Origin of the sequence: Bacillus sp. B1(2022) (assembly GCF_040259625.1) — a bacterium.
Lineage (GTDB): Bacteria > Bacillota > Bacilli > Bacillales > Bacillaceae > Bacillus > Bacillus velezensis.
In genome coordinates, this window is record NZ_JANIFO010000007.1 from 111,844 (window position 1) to 131,649 (window position 19,806).

A 19,806-nucleotide genomic window follows, 5' to 3' on the forward strand; every position below is an offset into this window, starting at 1 on the left:
GCCCCGGACAGGGGCTTTTTTAATAAAGAGAGGAGCATCTGCCCATTATTCTGACAGCCCAAAAGAAAAACCCCGGAAACATTGTCATTACAACATGTCCGGGGTTTAATCCAATGCTCTTTAAAGAGCGTTTTACTTAACGGGAGTAGAACTCAACGATAAGCGCTTCGTTAATTTCCGGAGCAAGCTCAGAGCGCTCTGGAAGACGAGTGAATGTACCTTCAAGCTTTTCAGCGTCGAAAGTAAGGTACTCAGGAACGAAGTTGTTTACTTCTACAGATTCTTTGATGATAGAAAGGTTTCTTGATTTTTCGCGAACACCGATTGTTTGACCAGGTTTTACTTGGTAAGACGGAATGTCAACGCGGCTTCCGTCAACAAGGATGTGACCGTGGTTAACTAATTGGCGTGCTTGACGGCGAGTGCGTGCAAGACCGAGCTTGTACACAACGTTATCAAGACGTGCATCTAAAAGAATCATGAAGTTTTCGCCGTGTTTACCAGTCATTTTTGCAGCTTTGTCAAACAATGTGCGGAATTGACGTTCGTTTACACCGTACATGTGACGAAGTTTTTGCTTTTCTTGCAATTGCAAACCGTATTCTGATAGTTTTTTACGCTGTCCCGGACCGTGGGGACCTGGTGCGTAAGGGCGTTTTTCTAATTCTTTACCTGTACCGCTAAGAGAGATTCCTAAACGGCGAGACAGTTTCCAAGATGGACCTGTATAGCGAGCCATAATGTGACTCCTCCTTTGGTTTTATTTTGTGGAAAATAAAAACCGTCTGTTCGATCCGACCGTGCACATTTTGTTTTCATGTATCCTCGCTCCAGCAGCAGAGAGTTACACGATACACCTTACAGCTAAGGAACAAAATGCAAACACAGAAGCTGAACAAAAAGGCTGCAATATTTCACACAAAGAACATTATATGATTTTTCCCCGCCGCCGTCAACCATTTCTCCATGAAGAGTGCCGGTTTATGATATAATGTACAAAAATGAGTAGTACATGTTTAGGTGATAAAAATGAAAAAACAAACAATTGATGAAGTGACGGCCTTTCATCAGAAAATGCTTTCTTTTTTCTTAACGAAATCTGAATCCGTCTCATTATCCGACTCGCTGTTATGGCTGGCCTCAGCTCTAGAATCCTGCTTTACATCTCTTTCATTGACCCTTTCACCGGCAGAATCAACACGTTTCACCATAAAAACAGAAGATGAACCGCATTATGCTCCGCTGAAAGAGAGTGACGGCCGTTTTATGATCAGGAATCAGACCTCCGGCAGATCCTTTTATCTGTGCTCGGAAGGCGGGCTGCCGATCCCGGAATCATTGCCTGAGATCGTTACTCAGTTTATTAATCAATCTGTGAGACAAAGCGGGCTGTTTGACAAAACGAAGCATCAGCGGAAAATTCACAGAATGACAGAAATGTTCCATTCGCTTTTGGACCAAAATGAGGTTTTGGAAAAACTGCAGGCAAGTTTGAGTACGGCTTTCCGGTCTTTCCGTTTTTCACTGTTTATCACGCAGGATCAGGATACGGACAGACAGCTTCCCGCAAAAGAATTACATATGGACGGAAAAGATGCCGATCCGTCTGCCCTGAAGGTTTATTTATCGGGGAGACTGCTCAGAAAAGGCAGGTCATCTGCTTATCTGCCGATCAAAGGCCAGCAGGGGACTTACGGGGTTCTGAAGACGGAGGGGCTGCAGGATGCCGTTCTTTCGTGCAGTACTCTCAGTGAAATGCTGCTGCTTGCGGGCGCAGCGGGAAAAGCATTTGAAAATGCGCAGCTCTATGAGCAATCGAAAAAAAGCATTGCGAATCTGGAGCTCATTAATGAAACATCGCGCCAGCTGAATCAGCGCCTCAGACTCACTGATACGATGCGGGAGCTCGCCGCCATTATGACCCAATCGTTTCATGCGGAAGAAGTGGCTTTTTTTCATATTGATCATTTTGAGACGCAAAATCTGCTTCCGGGACATACCGCTTTTTTTAAGACAGAACGTGCGAACCCCTATATCAGCATTGTGAAAGAAAAGCTGTTCGAGGGAGAAAAGGGCGTGTTTATCGGCAGCGGAAAGACTGTATTCGGCGAAAACGGTTTCGGCTCGCTGATGGCGGTGCCGATGATCGAAAATGACACCGTCTTCGGGTTCGCGATTTTATTGAAAAAGGATTTGTATGCTTTTACGTTTGAAATGTATAAGCTTTTTCAAGCGCTCATTCACCATGCGACATTGGCGGTCACGAACTCCATGCTGCGCGACAGGCTTGAGCATCTTGTTCAGACAGACCAGCTGACGGAGCTGTATTCAAGAACCTATTTGGATGAGAAAATTCAATACAGCATGAAAATTCATAAACGGGGTGTATTCATCCTCGTTGATATCGATAATTTCAAAAATATTAATGATACATACGGTCATCAAACGGGAGATTCGATCCTGATTCAGGTGGCCTCCGTTATGAAGAACCATATTCGTGAGCATGATGTCGCTGCGAGGTGGGGGGGCGAGGAGCTGGCTGTCTATCTGCCGAATATCAACGTGTCATCCGGAGAACGCATCGCTAAAAGGCTGGTTCGCGCCATCCGGGAAAATACCGAGCCGCGCGTGACGATTTCCTGCGGCGTTTCCTGCTGGTCAAAGACCGGCCCGATGCCGTTGAAATTGCTCGTTCAGCAAGCGGATGAGGCGCTTTATATCGCCAAACGGAACGGCAAAAACCGGCTGATCATCCATCAAAACAGCACGACGACATAAAAAAGGAGCCGGCCTGCCGGCCGGGCTCCTTTTTTTATCCTAATCGTTTTTCAAGCGTTTCAACAAACTTTGCTAAATAGGTTTCGTCCGTTTCATCAAAACGGTTTTTCACGGGGCTGTCAATGTCCAGCACACCGATCACTTCACCGTTTACGCGGATCGGGAGAACGATTTCTGACTGGGAAGCCGCGTCACAGGCGATATGTCCCGGGAACGCATTCACATCGGCAATCCGCTGCACGTCGCCATTAGAGTAGGCAGTGCCGCATACGCCTCTGCCGAACGGAATGCGCACACAGGCAGGAAGTCCTTGAAACGGTCCGAGCACGAGCTCGCCCTCTTTAGCGAAGTAAAACCCCGCCCAGTTGACTTCATGTAATGAATGGTATAAAAGCGCTGACGCATTCGCGTAATTTGCGATCGCATCCGTTTCATCTTCTGTCATGGCTTCGAGCTGTTTAAGCAGAAGCTGATAACTTTTTTCTTTATCTCCGGATTGTTTTTCGACATGAAACATGGAAAACCCTCACTTTTTCTATAATATCAAACAAAGTTCCGGCCGTTCTGCCGGCATTTGTCGAGAAGTTCTTACAGGAACGGCGCCTTTCTGCTTGAATTGTTACACATAAAGGGGTGAGCCGTATGAAAGTAAGCACCAAAGACAAAATTATTAACGCCGCTGTCCAGCTGTTTAACCAAAAAGGTTATTCCGGCACGTCCGTCCGTGAAATCGCAAAGTCAGCTGATGTAAATGTTGCGCACATCTCCTACTATTTTAAAGGGAAAGGCGGATTAATGGAACATTTAGTTTCCGAGTTTTACGAAGGCTATACTGAAGCGCTGGAAAAAGCCGCCGTCAGTATGAAGGGTGAAGACGCGCAGGAACGCATCCTGCGGGTGATTTTCGATATTTTATCCTATCAGCACGATAACCGTCAATTAACGCGGTTTGTATACCGGGAAGTGACGATTGATTCCGTGCTTATCAGGGAAATTATGTCTACTTACTTAATGAAAGAAAAATATATTTTCCAGCTGGTGATTGAAGAAGGGCAGTCACGCCACAGGCGGCTGACGCTGCCCGTGCCGCATTTTATTCTGCAATTGAAATCCCTCTTGATGATGCCGTATCTCCAGCCTCAATATATTACGGAGGTGCTCTATATGCAGCCTCATGAGCCGTACTTTTATAAAAGGTATTTTGAAGAGGTGAAGATCTGGATCGAAAGCGTGTTCCGACGGCCTGATGCGGCGCTTATGAAGTAATGATGTTTTTGTACGTTTCGTAGGAACTGCCGACATCTTCCGCTTGATGGGCGTCCGACCCGAATATGAGCGGGATTTTTTTTTGCTTCGCCGTCTCAGCCATCCAATCCTCCATGTATACTTCCCCGGCAAACTTCTTTCTGAGCCCGGATGTATTCACATCCAGCTCCATTCCGTGTTCTTTCACGGCGTCAAGACAGCGGGCCGCAAGCTCTCTTATTTGAGGTGACATGCTGTAAGGGAAAAGGCGCGCGAATTTTTTGACGAGCGTGATATGGCCGACCCGTTTTGGCTTAAAGGGGCCGAGCGGTGTTACAATGGAAGAATACACGGTTTCATAGTATTGTTCATATACGGCTTCAACGCTTCCGAAGCGGTCGGCAAGCTGCTGAAAGGCGTGCTCGTCAAAATCGAGGCATATATAAGACGGACCGGTTTTCAAAAAATGAACGGATAAAATGCCGTCATCCAGTGAGGGGCCGTACGTGTTCAGAAACGCCGCGGTTTCCTCTTCATACCCTGTGATAAAATCGGTTTCAAGTCCAGTCAGAATGCTGATTTGTCCATCGTATTCCTTTTTCAGCTGTGACAGCCGCTCCAAATAAACCTCCATCTGTCTGAGATCCATCGCGCTGTCCTGAAGCGGTACGGGATCTTGAAATGACGGAGGAAGGGGGGCGTGCTCTGTAAATGTGATCGAGTCAAAGCCTCTTTCCAGGGCCTTTTCGACATATTGTTTCAGCGCATCCTTCGAGCCGTGAGGGCAAAAAGGCGTGTGGATATGAGCGTCTCGTTTTTCCATTTGTGTCACTCCATTAAAAAATTGCAGAATCCTGCCGAAATTATGCAAAAAGTTTTTGATTTCTGGTCAAAAAATGTTGGTTACATGGTATCATAATAACAATGAAAACGACAGATTTTCTCAATACATATATTGAAATCTTTCTGAATACATAAAACACCCTGACAGATTAAGAGAACAACAAGGGGGCTCATTATGGAGTTAGTCATCGGATTATTGGTTATACTGCTCGCGCTCTTTGCGGCGGGCTACTTTTTCAGGAAAAAAATTTATACGGAAATTGACCGGCTGGAATCATGGAAGATTGAAATTTTAAACCGTTCGATAGTGGAAGAAATGTCCAAGATCAAACATCTGAAAATGACCGGAGAGACGGAAGAGTTCTTTGAAAGATGGCGCGAGGAGTGGGATGAAATTGTCACAGCCCATCTGCCGAAAGTAGAAGAGCTCCTTTATGATGCCGAAGAGAACGCCGACAAATACCGGTTTAAAAAAGCGAATCAGGTGCTTGTCCACATCGACGACCTCCTCACTGCAGCCGAATCAAATATAGAAGGCATACTGCGTGAGATCAGCGACCTTGTGACGAGCGAGGAAAAAAGCCGCGGAGAGATTGAACAGGTGCGTGAGCGGTATTCAAAAGCGCGGAAAAACCTTCTGGCGTACAGCCATCTCTACGGAGAGCTTTATAACAGCCTGGAGACGGATCTCGACGAAATCTGGAGCGGCATAAAAGAGTTCGAAGAAGAGACGGAAAGCGGCAATTACATCAAAGCGAGAAAAGTGCTGCTTGAACAGGACCGCAGACTGGATCAGCTTCAGACATACATAGATGACGTTCCGAAACTGCTTGCGGACTGTAAACAGACCGTGCCGAACCAAATTGCCAAGCTGAAAGACGGCTACCGGGAAATGACGGAAAAAGGCTACAAATTGGAGCATATTCAAATCGAAAAAGAGCTGGATACACTCACAAATCAAGTGAAACGGGCCGAAAACGCGCTTTTAGAAGAATTGGATGTCGACGAAGCGTCCGCCATCCTTCAGCTGATTGATGAAACCATTCAATCGATGTATGAACAGCTGGAAGGCGAAGTGGAAGCCGGACAGTCCGTATTAAGCAAAATGCCTGAGCTGATCATCGCGTATGAGAAGCTTGAGGAAGAAAAAGACCGCACAAAAACCGAAACGGAGCTCGTCAAGGAAAGCTATCAGCTGACGGCGGGAGAAATCAGCAGGCAGCATGCCTTCGAAAAACAGCTGGAAACGATCGGCCGGCTCCTTGAGCAGGCGAGAGAAAAGCTTGACGGCGAGCATGTCGCTTACTCGTTGCTGATTGAAGAAGTCGAGGCCATCGAAAAGCAGCTGGAAGAGGCTCAGAAAGAACATGCCGAATACCGTGAAAATCTGCAGGCGCTCAGAAAAGAAGAACTGCAGGCGCGGGAAACGCTGATGCATCTTCGGAAAACCATTTCTGACACGGCCCGAATGCTGCAAAAAAGCAACGTGCCGGGAATTCCTGAACAAGTCAAGGACAAGCTCGAGACGGCAAATCATCATATAGAAGAAACCGTCAGCCAATTGGAAGAGCTGCCGCTGAACATGGAGGAAGCCGCCAAACATCTGGCTGAAGCCGAAAAGGTGGTTGAGGAAGTCAGCGAAGAGGCGGAAGATCTTGTGATTCAGGTGAAGCTGATTGAGCGGATCATCCAATACGGCAACCGCTTCCGAAGCCAGAATCATATTTTATCCGAACAGCTGAAAGAAGCGGAACGGCTGTTTTATGCTTACAGCTATAATGAAGCTTATGAGATGGCGGCAGATGCTGTTGAAAAAGCAGCTCCCGGCGCCGTGAAAAAAATTAAAGCTGATCAATCTGCTTCATAGACGCATAAGCAAAAACTGCACCCTGATGGAAATCAGAGGTGCAGTTTTTTAGTTTCTCACGGAATATAAAAAGCGCCTGCGGCTGATATACATCAAACCGCAGGCGCTGAATGTTACGATTTTGCTTTATTTAATTCGATGGGCGGGCTGATAAAAAACGTGATAATGCAGCCGATGATCGCTCCGGCAATGCCCGGAAGCACCCAGCCGATTCCCATGCTGTAAAGCGGAAGATTTGCGTTTAAGAATGAATCTAATGATCCGAGCGGAATGCCTGCTGCCTTCAAACCGTCCAAGATACTGAACAGCCCTGTTCCGATCAGGCAGGCGATATAGACTTCGCGTCTTTCCTTAAAGATTTTATCAATAAAGGAAAGGACGATAATGACAATCGCCAGCGGGTAAATGGCTGATAAAATAGGAACTGAAAATGCAATAATCTCAGCAAGTCCGAAATTTGAAATCGCCAGACTGAACAGCGTGACAATCGTAACCACCATTTTGTATGATAAAGCGGGAATCAATTTTGAAAAATATTCGCCGCAAGATGTGACAAGCCCGATGCTTGTCGTTAAACACGCAACGGTGATGGCGGCGCCGAGAACGATGTTTCCCAGTGAACCGAACAGGTAATCAGATGAAGCTGATAAAATCTTTGCGCCTTCGCCGAGCGGCCCCACAGCGTCCGTGCTTGTCGCTCCCAAATAGGCCAAAGATAAATAAATGAATGTCAAACCTGCCGCTGCAATCAGACCCGCTTTAATACAAGCGGCGGCGAGCGCTTTACGCTGGGTGACGCCCCTGCTTTTAACAGCGTTGACGACAACGACGCCGAAGACGATCGAGGCGAGCGCGTCCATTGTTTTATAGCCTTCCAAAAATCCTTTGAACACCGGCGTTCCGGAATATGCCTGATGTACGGCGCCCAGTCCGCCCATCGGAGTGACAATGGCTTTTACGACGATGATTAAAATAATACCGAATTTAATAGGAGTCAAAATCTTTCCGACTCTGTCAACGATTTTGGAAGGATTAAGAGCTAAATAATACGTAATAGAAAAAAAGATCAACGTGAAAACAAATAAAGATAATCTTTCCGGAATGCCGCTTAAAAACGGAACTGCACCGATTTCATATGAAACGGTTCCGGTTCTCGGAATCGCGAAAAGCGGCCCGATTGATAAATAAAGCACAACGGTGAAAATAGTCCCGAATACCGGATGAGCTTTATCGGCAAGCCCTTTTGCGTCTTTGCCCGTTAATGCGATGGCGATAATACCCAAAAGCGGCAGACCTACGCCGGTCAGTAAGAAACCGCCCATCGCTTTCCAGACATTATGCCCCGCCGCTTGCCCGAGCTCCGGCGGATATATCATATTTCCTGCCCCGAAAAAAAGTGCGAAAAGCATGAAACCGATAATAACGGTATCTTTGACAGGTAGTGAGTGTTTCATAAAAATCCTCCTAAATACTATGTTGAAATATTCTGTCAATTAATTGTCAGATAATATAACAAAACGAACATTACTTATTATATGGCAATGTACAGAGAAGTCAATACTCGATTTATTGCGAATTTATATTTACTTTTGTTATGGTAGCATAAATATCATACGATGTACCGTTTTCATTAAAGGAGTAAAAAAAATGATATATTTAGACAACAGCTCAACGACCGAGCCGTATGAAGAGGTTTTGGAAGTGTATAAACAGACGAGCAGCCGGTATTTCGGCAATCCTTCGTCTCTGCACCGGTTAGGAACTGAGACGGAACAGCTCCTTGAAGCGGCCGCTCAGCAAATAAAAAAAACCTTGCGTTTAAAAAATTATGATATTGTATTTACATCAGGCGCGACTGAAGCGAATAACGCTGCGTTAAAGGGAGCGGCCTGGGCAAACATGAGTAAAGGAAGGCATATCATTGCTTCGGCGATTGAGCATCCTTCTGTGACGGAGACACTTGATCAGCTGACAGAGCTGTTCGGCTTTGAAGTCACATATCTTCCGGCCGATCAAAACGGCTTCGTTTCTTTGAAAGACGTCAAATCGGCTATCAGGCCGGATACGATAATCGTCAGCGTCATGCATGTCAATAACGAAGTCGGCTCCATTCAGCCCGTAAAGGAAATCGGCGGGTTTTTGAAGCAGCACCGGAATATTCTGTTTCATGTTGATCATGTGCAGGGCATTCATAAAGTTCCGCTGTCTATAGAAGAAGCGGGCATTGACCTTTGCACCGTTTCAGGGCATAAGTTTCACGGCTTAAAAGGGACAGGAGCGCTTATCGTCAAAAAAGGAACGCGGCTCATTCCGCTTATCACGGGCGGCTCGCAGCAAAAAGGCGTCCGCGCCGGAACGGAACACACGGCAGGCGCCGTTTCCCTTGCGAAAGCGATCAATCTTTCCGCGCGTGACATGAACGAGCGGCTTTCTTCCGTGGAGGCTGCCAAGAATGCGCTCATGGAAAGGCTGAGCGGGACGGATGGGGTCGTTATCAACACCCCCGCTGAAAACAGCGCGCCGCATATCATTAATTTTTCCGTTCCGGGCGTGAAGGCGGAAGTGCTGCTGCACATGCTTGAGGAAAAAGGAATATATGTTTCCACAACCGCGGCATGTTCGGCAAGAGAGCACAAACCGAGCCATGTTCTTCTGCAAATGAATAAAGGCGAACAGATTGCATCAAGCAGCATCAGAGTCAGCCTGAACTTCAGCCATACGGCTGACATCACGGAGCCGTTTATGGCCGCGCTGGTGCCGGCTGTTCAAAAACTAAAAAAAATGATGAGGTAGCATATGAATTACGATCATATTTTAATCCGTTTTGGTGAAATATCCACAAAAGGAAAAAACAGACGCAGTTTTATTGAAAGATTAAAACAGAATATCCGCCTGGTATTAAAGGATTATAAAAAAGTAAAATACTTTTCAAACCGGGACCGGATGTCAATTACACTTAATGGAGAAAACCCGGAGGAAATTTGTTCCTTATTAAAGAATATATTCGGCATTCAAAGCTTTAGTCTCGCAATTAAATGCGAAAGCAAGCTGGAAGACATTAAAAAAACGGCTTTAGCCGCGATAGAAGGCGAATATAAACCGGGGAATACGTTTAAGGTCGAGACCAAACGGGCTTACAAACAGTTTGAATTAGATACGAATGCGATGAACGCTGAAATCGGCGGCCATATTTTGAAAAACACGGATGGATTAACCGTCGATGTGAGAAATCCCGATATTCCGCTTCGGATTGAAATCAGGGAGGAAGCGACGTTCCTGACCATTCGTAACGAAAAAGGCGCCGGAGGCCTTCCTGTCGGTTCCGCGGGTAAAGCGATGCTGATGCTTTCCGGCGGTTTTGACAGTCCGGTCGCCGGTTTTTACGCGATGAAACGGGGATTATCAGTTGAAGCGGTACATTTCTTCAGTCCGCCGTATACGAGTGAACGGGCAAAGCAGAAAGTCATGGATCTCGCGGGATGCCTCGCGAAGTTCGGCGGCAGTATGACACTTCATATCGTGCCGTTTACAAAGACGCAGGAACTCATCCAAAAACAAATCCCGGAGAACTATACGATGACGGCGACGCGGCGTCTTATGCTGCAAATCGCGGACAGAATCAGAGAAGAACGGAAAGCGCTCGCGATCATTACGGGAGAAAGCCTCGGGCAGGTAGCGAGCCAGACGCTTGAAAGCATGTATGCGATCAATGCGGTGACGGCAACGCCGATTTTGCGCCCTTTAATCGGAATGGACAAAACAGAAATCATCGAGAAATCAAAAGAAATCGGCACTTATGAAACAAGCATTCAGCCGTTTGAGGACTGCTGCACCATCTTTACGCCGCCAAGTCCGAAAACACGCCCGAAAAAAGAAAAAATCGAGCACTTCGAAAGCTTCGTTGATTTTGAACCGCTGATTGCAGAGGCCGCTGCCGGCATCGAAACCATCACTGTTTACTCGGAGCAGGAAGCTCACGATAAGTTTGCCGGCCTGTTTTAAAACTGTATACAATTACCAAAGTTTTTTTGAATGAAGATATGTGTTTTATCACATTCTATACTCACAAGGAGGTGATACACATGTCACAACAATCAAACAGCGGAAACAGCAACCAGCTTTTAGTGCCAGGCGCTGCTCAAGCTATCGACCAAATGAAGTATGAAATCGCTTCTGAATTCGGTGTAAACCTTGGACCGGAAACAACTTCTCGCGCCAACGGTTCTGTCGGTGGAGAAATCACAAAACGTCTTGTCTCTTTTGCTCAGCAAAGCATGGGCGGAAGCAGCCAGCAGCAGTTTTAATCACAACTTCACATAATGGCTAAGAGAGCGGGGAATTCCCCGCTCTTTTTTCATGAGTATAGATAGAAGGCGGGAAGCAATTTATGCATATTTTTATTGTAATGGCCTATGTTTATGTATAATGGGGAAAGAAAGTGAGGAGTTGTTCGTGTTAAAACGAGAAGATTTAATCGCCCCAAAGAACTATAACCTTGTAAATGAAATCGAAAAGTTCAGCCGTTCCAAAGAGAAGAACGCGCTTATTTGGGAAGATCAAACAGGCGGCAAGAAAGTCTGGACGTATGAAAAATTGATGGAAGAAACGAATAAAATCGGAGCCCGCCTGAAAGGTCTCGGATTTGAAAAAGGCGATAAGCTGATTGTCATGGTTCCGAGAGTGCTTGAAGCGTATGCCGTTTATTTAGCGATCTTAAAAGCGGGGATGGTCGTCATTCCTTGCTCGGAAATGCTGCGCGCCAAAGACCTTGAATACCGGATCAAACACGCCGAAGTGAAAGGCGCTATCGTTTATCCTTCATTTATAAACGCGTTTGACGAGGTGAATACCGAGCAGCTGGTGACATTGTCAATCGGTGAAAATAATGCCGGCTGGAAAAACCTCCTAACGATTGAAGCGGACGGAGACAGTTTTCAAACAGCTGATACAACAAGAGAAGACATGGCGTTTTTGTCCTATACTTCAGGCACGACCGGCCAGCCTAAAGGCGTTGTACATACACACGGCTGGGCCTTTGCCCATTTAAAAACATCAGCGGGTGCATGGCTGGATATTTCTGAAGACGATACAGTGTGGGCCACCGCGGCGCCCGGCTGGCAGAAATGGGTGTGGAGCCCGCTGCTCGCAATTCTGGGAAGCGGCGCGACAGGAGTCATTTATCACGGCAGATTCAACGCCAAGACGTATTTAGAGCTGCTGGAGCGCCATCAAGTAAATGTCTTCTGCTGTACCCCGACGGAATACCGCCTGATGGCAAAAGTGGAGGAGTTGGACAAATATGATCTTTCTGCCCTTCACAGCGCAGTTTCTGCGGGTGAGCCATTAAACCGGGAAGTCATTGACGTATTCCGGAAGCATTTCGGCATTAAAGTGAGGGACGGATACGGCCAAACGGAGAGCACCCTGTTAGTCGGCGTCCTGAAGGACATGGATATTAAGCCGGGAAGCATGGGCAAACCGACCCCTGGAAATCAAGTGGAGATTATAAACGATAAAGGCGAAATATGCGAAACAGGCGAAACGGGCGATATCGCCGTGCATTTGAGCACACCGGCCTTATTCAAGGAATATTATAAAGATCCCGAAAGAACGAAAAAGCAGATTCGCGGAGATTATTTTCTTACAGGAGACCGCGCGAAAAAAGACGAAGACGGCTACTTTTGGTTTGAGAGCCGCAATGATGACATTATCGTCAGCTCCGGATATACAATCGGGCCTTTTGAAGTAGAGGACGCGCTCGTGAAGCATCCGGAAGTGAAAGAATGTGCCGTCGTGGCGAGCCCGGATGAAATCAGAGGTTCAATCGTAAAAGCTTATGTCGTTTTACAAGACGATGAAAAGCGCAGTGACGAACTTGTCAAAGAACTGCAAAACCACGTAAAAACGATTACGGCGCCTTACAAATATCCGAGAGAAATTGAGTTTGTCGAAAGCCTGCCGAAAACGGCGTCCGCAAAAATCAGACGTGTGGAGCTGAGACAGCGTGAAGAACGGCTGAAGGCTGATAAAAAAGCATAATACAGGATAAAGGGTGAGCGGGGATGAAAGCGATTTGGCACGGCGGCACCATCTATACAATGCTGGACAAGAATCATGTCACTGAAGCCGTTTATACCGAAGAAGGCGTCGTCAGGCAGACGGGCAGCTTCCGGGAGCTCCAAGGAACATACGGTGCGCCTGATACGGAGGAAATCGATTTACATGGAGCTGTGATGTTCCCGGGGTTTACGGACAGTCATATGCATTTAATCGGACACGGGGAAAAACAGCTTCGCCTCGATTTGTCGCAGCTGACGTCAAAAGAAGCGATACTGCGGGCCGCAAAAGAAGCAGAGTGTGAATTGGAAGATGGCGAATGGCTGATCGGCGAAGGTTGGGATGAAAATCTGTTTGAGCGGCCGGTTTACGTCACGAAGCATGACCTTGACCCGCTCTTTCCCGACCGCCCCGTCCTGCTGAAGCGGGTATGCCGGCACGCCGCCGCGGTTAATTCAGCCGCATTGCGCGCGGCGGGAATTACAAACGAAACACCTGATCCAAACGGCGGGATTATCGTCCGGGACGGCACCGGTCCGACAGGCCTCCTGCTGGATAAAGCCCAAGAGCTTGTGACACAGGCCCTGCCGCCCGTCTCACTTCACTATGTCAAACGCGCGCTTCAAACGGCGATTACGGACTGCTGGTCAAAAGGCCTGACCGGCGGGCATTCAGAAGATCTGGCATACTACGGAGACGCGTCCGTTCCCGTTGCCGCGTACGAGTCATTAACCGGCAGCGGCCTTTATCCTTTTCGCGCCCATCTGCTCGTACATCACGAAGCCGTCGACAGCTGGAGCGCTCTGGATAAATCGACCGGACCTTATCTGGAATACGGAGCGATGAAAATTTTTGCTGACGGCGCGCTCGGAGGTAGAACCGCTCTATTGAAAAAGGCTTACCATGATGATCCGTCTGTTTCCGGCGTTCAGGTGCATGATGACGAAACCCTTGCCGCTCTTGTTTATAAAGCGAGAGAGAAAGGGATGGAGATCGCCGTGCACGCGATTGGCGACCTTGCATTTGAAAAGGTGCTGGATGTTATCGAAAGATACCCGGCAAAGCCCGGACAGCTTGACCGGCTCATTCATGCGCAAGTATTAGATGACGGATTGATTGAAAGAGCCGCCCGGCTGCCGATCGGACTTGATCTTCAGCCGCATTTTGTGGCCAGTGATTTTCCGTGGGTGATTGACAGGCTCGGAGAAGAGCGGATGAAAACGGCTTTCGCCTGGAAAACACTGCTGTCAAAAGGGCTGCTGTGCGCCGGAGGTTCAGATGCCCCGATTGAGCCGGCCGATCCGCTTCTGGGCATTCAATCGGCTGTGCTCCGTACGAGCAAGCAGCACCCGGAAGGTCCGGCCTATTATGAAAAAGAGTGTCTGACCGTGTACGAAGCCATTCAGCTTTACACGGAGGGAAGCGCGGCCATCATCCATAAAGAACATAGCCGCGGACGGATCGCCCCCGGCTATGATGCCGACTTTACCGTACTCAGCGGTGATCCGTTCAGGACGGACCCGAAAAAGCTTCATGAATTGGAAGCGGTCAAAACCGTCGTCGTCGGCCGTATCGTATATGAAAAAGAGGACAGGCAGTGATGCCCGTCCTCTTTTTTTATGATAAAAATGATCGTTTTACTTTTTCCCAGAAAGAGTTGTCTTTCAGTTTCACCGTTTTGATTTTTTTATCGGATAGTCTAATCTCAACCTTTTTGACATTCCGCGTGCTGAGCGCTTCATTATCAAGCCCGATAATCGGATGCTCATTGCCGTCTTGCACCACCTGCAGTGTCAGCTTCCGGTCTGAGCTTAAAATAAACGAAGATCCGAGTGTACGGTATGTGTTGTTGTTCAACGATGCCAGTTCGGATACCTGCATGCAGGAAATCAAAGGATCAACAACGGCGCCTGAAACAGATTTATTGTAGGCGGTGCTGCCCGTCGGGGTGGAAATGATCATCCCGTCTCCTCTGAACGTCTCAAAATGAAGATCATCAATTAACACATCCATCACAAACGTTTTAATAATGCTTGAACGGATGGAAACCTCGTTTAAACAGTGAAAATGATTGCTGCCGTCCACCGTTACGTGAATGAGCGGGTATTTTCTGACCTCAAGCTGTTCCGCGGTCATGCTGGCCGCCATTTTTTCAGGCTCATCGCTGTGAAAATCACAGTACAAATGGGCTTTCCCTTTTTTAGCGATGCCGACATACAGGCAGTCATCACGGAATCCGGTTTTTCTGACGGCTTGCAGAAATGAGCCGTCGCTGCCGATGCTGGCGATAATTCCGGCATCCTCCGGTTGAGCCGCAACTGTAAAACCGTGCGATTCAGCAAGCTGCTTCAAAGAGCTGACTTGTTCTTTTGTTTCGTTGTTTTGTTTGTGAAAAAAATAAACATTGCGGCGAAGATCGGTCATATCCCCATTCCCCTTTGCTGTCATATTTACGTTTTTCTCCCAGCAGGTATTGTGTTAAAATACCTGTGGCAATAGTGTAACATGTTTCCTGTTTATCCGTTAAGGGAAAGCGCTTCATGAAAAAAATGAATCTTTTTTTACGGGGGAACGTACGAATATTGACAGAAAAGGAGGAGAACAAATGAATGCAAAAAGATGGATTGCGCTCGTCATCGCGCTCGGCATTTTCGGCGTATCAGTCATTGCAAGTGTGACCGTCGGGGTGCTGAAGAATATCGGAGATACAGGGTCTGACTTTGCATCACTGACAGATGACACAGAGGAAGTGACGCTGGATAAGGGCAGCCCCGGCAGTAAAATCGCCGTGCTTGAAGTGGACGGCACGATTGAGGATAACGGCGGGTCCGCTGGTCTGCTCAGCTCAGGCGGGTATGATCACAGATCATTTTTAAAACAGGTTGAGCGTGCGAAAGAAGACAAAAGCGTCAAAGGAATTGTGCTGAAAATCAATTCTCCTGGCGGAGGCGTGTACGAAAGCGCGGAAATACATAAAAAACTGGAAGAACTAAAGAAAGAAACGAAGAAACCGATTTATGTATCCATGGGTTCCATGGCGGCATCGGGAGGCTACTATATTTCAACGGCCGCCGATAAAATCTATGCTTCACCGGAAACGCTCACGGGTTCACTGGGCGTCATCATGGAAAGCGTCAATTATTCCAAGCTCGCCGATGAACTCGGCATCAAGTTTGAAACCATTAAAAGCGGCGCGCATAAAGACATCATGTCCCCGACCCGCGACATGACGAAGGAAGAAAGAAAGATCATGCAGACAATGGTCAACGATTCTTATGAAGGATTTGTCAATGTCATTTCAAAAGGCCGGCACATGTCAAAAGCGGATGTGAAAAAAATTGCCGACGGCCGTGTTTACGACGGCAGACAAGCGAAAAAAATCGGCCTCGTTGATGAGCTCGGTTTTTACGATGACACGATCAGCGCGATGAAAAAGGACCATAAAAATATGAAAAACGCTTCAGTCATCACATACGAGGAAGGATTCGGATTAGGCTCGCTCTTTTCCATGAGCGCAGCGAAAATGTTTAAAAGCGAAATTGATTTTCTGAATATGAAAGAACTCATTTCGCAATCCGGTTCGCCGCGGATGATGTATCTCTATGCAAAGTAGGGGGGAAGAAAGAATGGACGCGACTTACGAAGGCTTTCACGGCAAAGAAGAGGAAGCCGAACAACAGAGGGCGCCCGAGCAGGCATATGCGGGCTTTTGGATCAGGTTTTGGGCGTTTCTTCTTGATTGGCTGGTGGTCTGGGGACTTAACCATCTCATCGTTTCACCGATTTTCACGCTGATGAAGCTCCCGGCAACAAGCGGAATGTTTACAATCTCAGCTTATTCCGTCACAACCCTGATCGTCTACCTCGCCTATTTTGTGTTCATGACGAAATGGTTTCATCAGACACTCGGCAAGATGGTCTTCGGGTTAAAGGTCACTTCTTTGACGCCCGGAAAGCCGCTGACTTGGAGCACCGTCATTTTCAGAGAAGCGGTGGGGCGTTATATCGATAAAATCTGGATTCTCTATATCGTCATTGCGTTTACGCCCAAAAAGCAGGGCATTCATGATCTGATCGCCGACACAACGGTGATTCACGAAGCGCTGTACCGCAAATAAAAGCAGTAAACCCGGAATAAACGTCCGGGTTTATTTTTTTTGGTTTTGGCGATAATGCTGCTAAGGAAGTGAAGCTTATGGGATATGCCGCAGCAGCTGTTATTCTCATTCTCATTTTGGCCTGGCTGCTCATGAGGATGAAAATCCACCTGACTTTCGAATATCTTCACGATAAAGATAACGACAAACTGACGTTTAAAATCTCGGCCTTATACGGGCTGATCCGTATTAAAAAAACGCTGCCCGTCATTAAAGTAAACAGCGAAGACGCGTCAATTGATGTCAAACAGGACACAAAATCAGAAATGAAAGGTCAGAAAAAAGAGAAGAAAAAAATCACATATGAAGATGTCAAACAGAGCATTCACAGAATAGAAATGATTCTGCACCAAGTCTTTCAGATGCGCCAAATCGCCGCTTCATTTCTTGCGGGAGTCCGTGTTACGAAGTTCGAATGGGTGACGGTTATCGGAATAAAGGACGCCGCCGTTACGGGAATCGCCGCCGGCGGATTGTGGGCCGTAAAGGGAGGACTTACGGCGATGCTGTATGATCATCTGCGTTTCATACATAAACCGGTGTGCGAAGTCATTCCGTCTTTTCAAGTGCCTGCATCCAAGACGCATTTGCAGTGTATATTCTTTTTTCGTTTTGGACATCTTATAGGTGCAGCTTTCAAATTGCTCAAATACGGGCGGAACGGACTTTCTATCATACGAAAGAAACAGCCGGTTCCGGTTGCTTCAAAGAATGATTCATCAGTTTAAGGAGGAGCGCATATGGCAGACCATCCCATTCAAGGTTTAATGAAAACCGCTATGGAAAATTTAAAAGAAATGATTGACGTGAATACAATCATCGGCGATCCTGTTGAAACGCCTGACGGCAGCGTAATCTTAACGGTTTCAAAGGTCGGCTTCGGATTTGCGGCGGGCGGAAGCGAGTTTGGAGGAAAGCCGGCTGAAAAAAGAACCGATGATGATGAAAGAAAAGAGCAGAAGCTCCCGTTCGGCGGCGGAAGCGGCGGCGGAGTATCCATTACGCCGATTGCGTTTCTGATTGTCGGAACAAACGGCGTGCGCATGCTTCATTTAGACGAAAACACCCATCTGATTGATAAACTGTTAGACTCCGCGCCTCAAACGATTGAACGCATCCAGCATATGTTTAAAAAGAATGAAAAAGGCCGGAACCAAAAAAGAACGGATATCGATTTATAACAGAAAAGTTAACTGCCGCCCGCAGTTAGCTTTTTTTACGATGCGGCATAACCTTTGCAGTTTGCATAAAACTCGACTATGATAGAGCTATACATAGATAAAGGGAGGAATCAGAATGGCTGAAATTACATTTAAAAGCGGAGCCGTGACGCTGATCGGACAAGAAGTGAAACCGGGGGACCAAGCTCCTGACTTCACGGTTCTGACAAACGGATTAGAAGAGAAGACATTAGCAGATATGAAAGGGAAAGTAACGATCATATCCGTCATTCCTTCCATTGACACAGGCGTATGTGACGCGCAGACACGCCGCTTCAACGAAGAAGCCGCAAAACTCGGTGATGTGAACGTTTATACAATCAGCGCCGACCTTCCGTTTGCACAAGCGCGCTGGTGCGGAGCGAACGGAATTGATAAAGTTGAAACATTATCGGATCATAAAGAGATGTCATTTGGTGAAGCATTCGGTGTTCACATCAAAGAACTTCGTCTTTTGGCGCGTTCCGTATTCGTCCTTGATCAGGACGGAAAAGTCGTTTACGCGGAATACGTAAGTGAAGCGACAAACCACCCGAATTATGAAAAGCCTATCGAAGCTGCAAAAGCGTTAATCAAGTAAAGAGAGAAAAAGAGCTCCGGGTGCTGCCGCGGAGCTCTTTTCATGGCAAGGAGGAAACAGCATGCAACACGACCATGTCGGTCAGATTTATGAACTTTTAGATGAAGCCGCCCAAGTGATAGCAGAAGGCCTTCAGATTTCTTATATTGAGGGGCTTGCGGAAGCGGGAGAAATGTATTTTCTTGAAAAGGCCGACCAGCTTCCGCTTCAGGAAAAGCAAACCGGCGAGCTTAACAGCCTGCTTGCGAAAGCAGACTTCAGAAAATGGGAGCATGAATGGATCCGCAAGGCGTTCCAGCTCGCCATTTTAAAAGGGCTGAAAGATAAGTCCCATCCGAACAGACAGATGACGCCTGATACGATCGGCATTTTCATCAGTTACCTCGTGAATAAATTTACGGGCGGCCGAAAAGGCCTGACATTGCTGGACCCCGCCTGCGGCACCGGAAATCTTCTGCTGACCGCGGCAAACCAGCTTTCTGACAAAGCGGCAAAAAGCTTCGGCATTGAAATCGACGATGTCCTTCTGAAGATCGCTTATGCTCAGGCGAATCTGCAGGAAAAAGAAATGGAGCTGTTCTGCCAGGACAGTCTTCAGCCGTTATTTATCGAGCCGGCCGATGCGGTCATCTGCGATTTGCCGGTCGGCTACTATCCGAATGACGAAGGCGCTGAAGCGTTTGAGCTGAAAGCGGATGAAGGCCACTCTTTCGCTCACCACTTATTTATTGAGCAGAGCGTCAAACATACAAAACCGGGCGGATACTTATTTTTTATGATTCCGAACCATCTGTTTGACAGCGCGCAAAGCGATAAACTGAAGCGGTTTTTTGCGGAAAAAGTGTATATCAACGCCCTTCTTCAGCTGCCGGCTACTATGTTTAAAGACGAAGCGCAGGCAAAGAGCATTTTAATCTTGCAGAAAAAAGGCGAAGACGCAAAGCCGCCGAAACAAGCGCTTTTGGCGAATCTTCCTTCTTTTGCGAACCAGCAGGCGATGCGGGAGATGACGGCAAAATTGGATCAATGGATTCAAAAAGAAAAATAATGGCAAAAAAG

The 19,806-nt window shown here is 47.2% G+C and carries 19 protein-coding genes; 14 read left to right on the top strand and 5 right to left on the bottom strand.

Going from position 1 to position 19,806, the window contains the following annotated elements; genetic code table 11:
* Window positions 1–136: 136 nt before the first annotated feature.
* The gene (rpsD, locus tag NQS30_RS13695; RefSeq protein WP_003152406.1) at window positions 137–739 is read right to left on the bottom strand and encodes a 30S ribosomal protein S4; all 603 of its coding nucleotides are present in this window, start codon (window positions 737–739) and stop codon (window positions 137–139) included.
* 290 nt (window positions 740–1,029) lie between these two features.
* On the opposite strand from rpsD, the gene NQS30_RS13700 reads away from it, so the two are divergent.
* A complete protein-coding gene (locus NQS30_RS13700; protein ID WP_007408036.1) occupies window positions 1,030–2,778 on the top strand; it encodes a sensor domain-containing diguanylate cyclase in 1,749 nt (582 codons plus the stop codon).
* Window positions 2,779–2,812: 34 nt separating this feature from the next.
* Here the strand turns inward: NQS30_RS13700 and NQS30_RS13705 are convergent, their stop codons facing one another.
* Entirely contained in the window at window positions 2,813–3,295 is a 483-nt protein-coding gene (locus NQS30_RS13705; protein ID WP_007408037.1) for a GAF domain-containing protein, read from the bottom strand.
* Between the two features lie 125 nt (window positions 3,296–3,420).
* Here NQS30_RS13705 and refZ point away from each other — a divergent pair, with 125 nt between their 5' ends.
* Window positions 3,421–4,044 (top strand): forespore capture DNA-binding protein RefZ, encoded by a 624-nt coding sequence (gene refZ / locus NQS30_RS13710; protein WP_032866509.1) that lies wholly within the window; start codon window positions 3,421–3,423, stop codon window positions 4,042–4,044.
* Here the strand turns inward: refZ and hisJ are convergent.
* Window positions 4,034–4,846 carry a histidinol-phosphatase HisJ gene (gene hisJ, locus NQS30_RS13715; RefSeq protein ID WP_017418367.1) on the bottom strand — a complete coding sequence of 271 codons (813 nt, stop codon included), beginning with the start codon at window positions 4,844–4,846 and terminating at the stop codon, window positions 4,034–4,036. The two genes, refZ and hisJ, sit on opposite strands and share 11 nt — an antisense overlap.
* Before the next feature lie 195 nt (window positions 4,847–5,041).
* Here hisJ and ezrA point away from each other — a divergent pair, with 195 nt between their 5' ends.
* Window positions 5,042–6,733, top strand: coding sequence for a septation ring formation regulator EzrA (gene ezrA / locus NQS30_RS13720; protein ID WP_132105492.1), 1,692 nt, complete (start codon window positions 5,042–5,044; stop codon window positions 6,731–6,733).
* A 113-nt stretch (window positions 6,734–6,846) separates the two neighbouring features.
* On the opposite strand, the gene brnQ is transcribed toward ezrA, so the two are convergent.
* Window positions 6,847–8,187, bottom strand: a complete 1,341-nt coding sequence (gene brnQ, locus NQS30_RS13725) for a branched-chain amino acid transport system II carrier protein (RefSeq protein ID WP_003152412.1) — start codon at window positions 8,185–8,187, stop codon at window positions 6,847–6,849.
* 193 nt (window positions 8,188–8,380) lie between these two features.
* On the opposite strand from brnQ, the gene NQS30_RS13730 reads away from it, so the two are divergent.
* The 5 genes from NQS30_RS13730 to NQS30_RS13750 all read left to right on the top strand — a co-directional run bounded on the left by NQS30_RS13730 (window position 8,381) and on the right by NQS30_RS13750 (window position 14,391).
* Window positions 8,381–9,526, top strand: coding sequence for a cysteine desulfurase family protein (locus tag NQS30_RS13730; RefSeq protein WP_218791322.1), 1,146 nt, complete (start codon window positions 8,381–8,383; stop codon window positions 9,524–9,526).
* 3 nt (window positions 9,527–9,529) lie between these two features.
* Window positions 9,530–10,735 carry a tRNA uracil 4-sulfurtransferase ThiI gene (gene thiI, locus NQS30_RS13735; RefSeq protein WP_032871699.1) on the top strand — a complete coding sequence of 402 codons (1,206 nt, stop codon included), beginning with the start codon at window positions 9,530–9,532 and terminating at the stop codon, window positions 10,733–10,735.
* An 80-nt stretch (window positions 10,736–10,815) separates the two neighbouring features.
* Complete coding sequence (locus tag NQS30_RS13740; protein WP_007408043.1) at window positions 10,816–11,037, top strand: alpha/beta-type small acid-soluble spore protein; 222 nt, start codon at window positions 10,816–10,818, stop codon at window positions 11,035–11,037.
* 148 nt (window positions 11,038–11,185) lie between these two features.
* Window positions 11,186–12,772, top strand: coding sequence for an acyl-CoA synthetase MbcS (gene mbcS, locus NQS30_RS13745; RefSeq protein WP_124692780.1), 1,587 nt, complete (start codon window positions 11,186–11,188; stop codon window positions 12,770–12,772).
* A 23-nt stretch (window positions 12,773–12,795) separates the two neighbouring features.
* Window positions 12,796–14,391, top strand: coding sequence for an amidohydrolase (locus tag NQS30_RS13750; protein ID WP_218791321.1), 1,596 nt, complete (start codon window positions 12,796–12,798; stop codon window positions 14,389–14,391).
* A gap of 16 nt (window positions 14,392–14,407) precedes the next feature.
* Here NQS30_RS13750 and NQS30_RS13755 read toward each other — a convergent pair whose 3' ends face one another.
* Complete coding sequence (locus tag NQS30_RS13755; RefSeq protein ID WP_025285105.1) at window positions 14,408–15,214, bottom strand: NAD kinase; 807 nt, start codon at window positions 15,212–15,214, stop codon at window positions 14,408–14,410.
* 181 nt (window positions 15,215–15,395) lie between these two features.
* Here NQS30_RS13755 and sppA point away from each other — a divergent pair, with 181 nt between their 5' ends.
* The 6 genes from sppA (at window position 15,396) to NQS30_RS13785 (ending at window position 19,795) form a co-directional block, all read left to right on the top strand.
* A complete protein-coding gene (sppA, locus tag NQS30_RS13760; protein WP_003152419.1) occupies window positions 15,396–16,403 on the top strand; it encodes a signal peptide peptidase SppA in 1,008 nt (335 codons plus the stop codon).
* Window positions 16,404–16,416: 13 nt separating this feature from the next.
* Window positions 16,417–16,908, top strand: a complete 492-nt coding sequence (locus NQS30_RS13765; protein WP_007408048.1) for an RDD family protein — start codon at window positions 16,417–16,419, stop codon at window positions 16,906–16,908.
* Window positions 16,909–16,985: 77 nt separating this feature from the next.
* Entirely contained in the window at window positions 16,986–17,675 is a 690-nt protein-coding gene (locus NQS30_RS13770) for a DUF2953 domain-containing protein (RefSeq protein WP_007408049.1), read from the top strand.
* 12 nt (window positions 17,676–17,687) lie between these two features.
* The gene (gene ytfJ / locus NQS30_RS13775) at window positions 17,688–18,128 is read left to right on the top strand and encodes a GerW family sporulation protein (protein WP_003152423.1); all 441 of its coding nucleotides are present in this window, start codon (window positions 17,688–17,690) and stop codon (window positions 18,126–18,128) included.
* 115 nt (window positions 18,129–18,243) lie between these two features.
* A complete protein-coding gene (tpx, locus tag NQS30_RS13780) occupies window positions 18,244–18,747 on the top strand; it encodes a thiol peroxidase (protein ID WP_218791320.1) in 504 nt (167 codons plus the stop codon).
* Between the two features lie 61 nt (window positions 18,748–18,808).
* Window positions 18,809–19,795 (top strand): class I SAM-dependent methyltransferase, encoded by a 987-nt coding sequence (locus tag NQS30_RS13785; protein WP_007408051.1) that lies wholly within the window; start codon window positions 18,809–18,811, stop codon window positions 19,793–19,795.
* The last annotated feature ends 11 nt before the right edge of the window (window positions 19,796–19,806 follow it).

Bases quoted from the DNA above. Each gene is read 5' to 3' on its own strand.
- rpsD (WP_003152406.1), bottom strand. From the start codon at position 739: ATGGCTCGCTATACAGGTCCATCTTGGAAACTGTCTCGCCGTTTAGGA.
- NQS30_RS13700 (WP_007408036.1), top strand. From the start codon at position 1,030: ATGAAAAAACAAACAATTGATGAAGTGACGGCCTTTCATCAGAAAATG.
- NQS30_RS13705 (WP_007408037.1), bottom strand. From the start codon at position 3,295: ATGTTTCATGTCGAAAAACAATCCGGAGATAAAGAAAAAAGTTATCAG.
- refZ (WP_032866509.1), top strand. From the start codon at position 3,421: ATGAAAGTAAGCACCAAAGACAAAATTATTAACGCCGCTGTCCAGCTG.
- hisJ (WP_017418367.1), bottom strand. From the start codon at position 4,846: ATGGAAAAACGAGACGCTCATATCCACACGCCTTTTTGCCCTCACGGC.
- ezrA (WP_132105492.1), top strand. From the start codon at position 5,042: ATGGAGTTAGTCATCGGATTATTGGTTATACTGCTCGCGCTCTTTGCG.
- brnQ (WP_003152412.1), bottom strand. From the start codon at position 8,187: ATGAAACACTCACTACCTGTCAAAGATACCGTTATTATCGGTTTCATG.
- NQS30_RS13730 (WP_218791322.1), top strand. From the start codon at position 8,381: ATGATATATTTAGACAACAGCTCAACGACCGAGCCGTATGAAGAGGTT.
- thiI (WP_032871699.1), top strand. From the start codon at position 9,530: ATGAATTACGATCATATTTTAATCCGTTTTGGTGAAATATCCACAAAA.
- NQS30_RS13740 (WP_007408043.1), top strand. From the start codon at position 10,816: ATGTCACAACAATCAAACAGCGGAAACAGCAACCAGCTTTTAGTGCCA.
- NQS30_RS13750 (WP_218791321.1), top strand. From the start codon at position 12,796: ATGAAAGCGATTTGGCACGGCGGCACCATCTATACAATGCTGGACAAG.
- NQS30_RS13755 (WP_025285105.1), bottom strand. From the start codon at position 15,214: ATGACCGATCTTCGCCGCAATGTTTATTTTTTTCACAAACAAAACAAC.
- sppA (WP_003152419.1), top strand. From the start codon at position 15,396: ATGAATGCAAAAAGATGGATTGCGCTCGTCATCGCGCTCGGCATTTTC.
- NQS30_RS13765 (WP_007408048.1), top strand. From the start codon at position 16,417: ATGGACGCGACTTACGAAGGCTTTCACGGCAAAGAAGAGGAAGCCGAA.
- NQS30_RS13770 (WP_007408049.1), top strand. From the start codon at position 16,986: ATGGGATATGCCGCAGCAGCTGTTATTCTCATTCTCATTTTGGCCTGG.
- ytfJ (WP_003152423.1), top strand. From the start codon at position 17,688: ATGGCAGACCATCCCATTCAAGGTTTAATGAAAACCGCTATGGAAAAT.
- tpx (WP_218791320.1), top strand. From the start codon at position 18,244: ATGGCTGAAATTACATTTAAAAGCGGAGCCGTGACGCTGATCGGACAA.
- NQS30_RS13785 (WP_007408051.1), top strand. From the start codon at position 18,809: ATGCAACACGACCATGTCGGTCAGATTTATGAACTTTTAGATGAAGCC.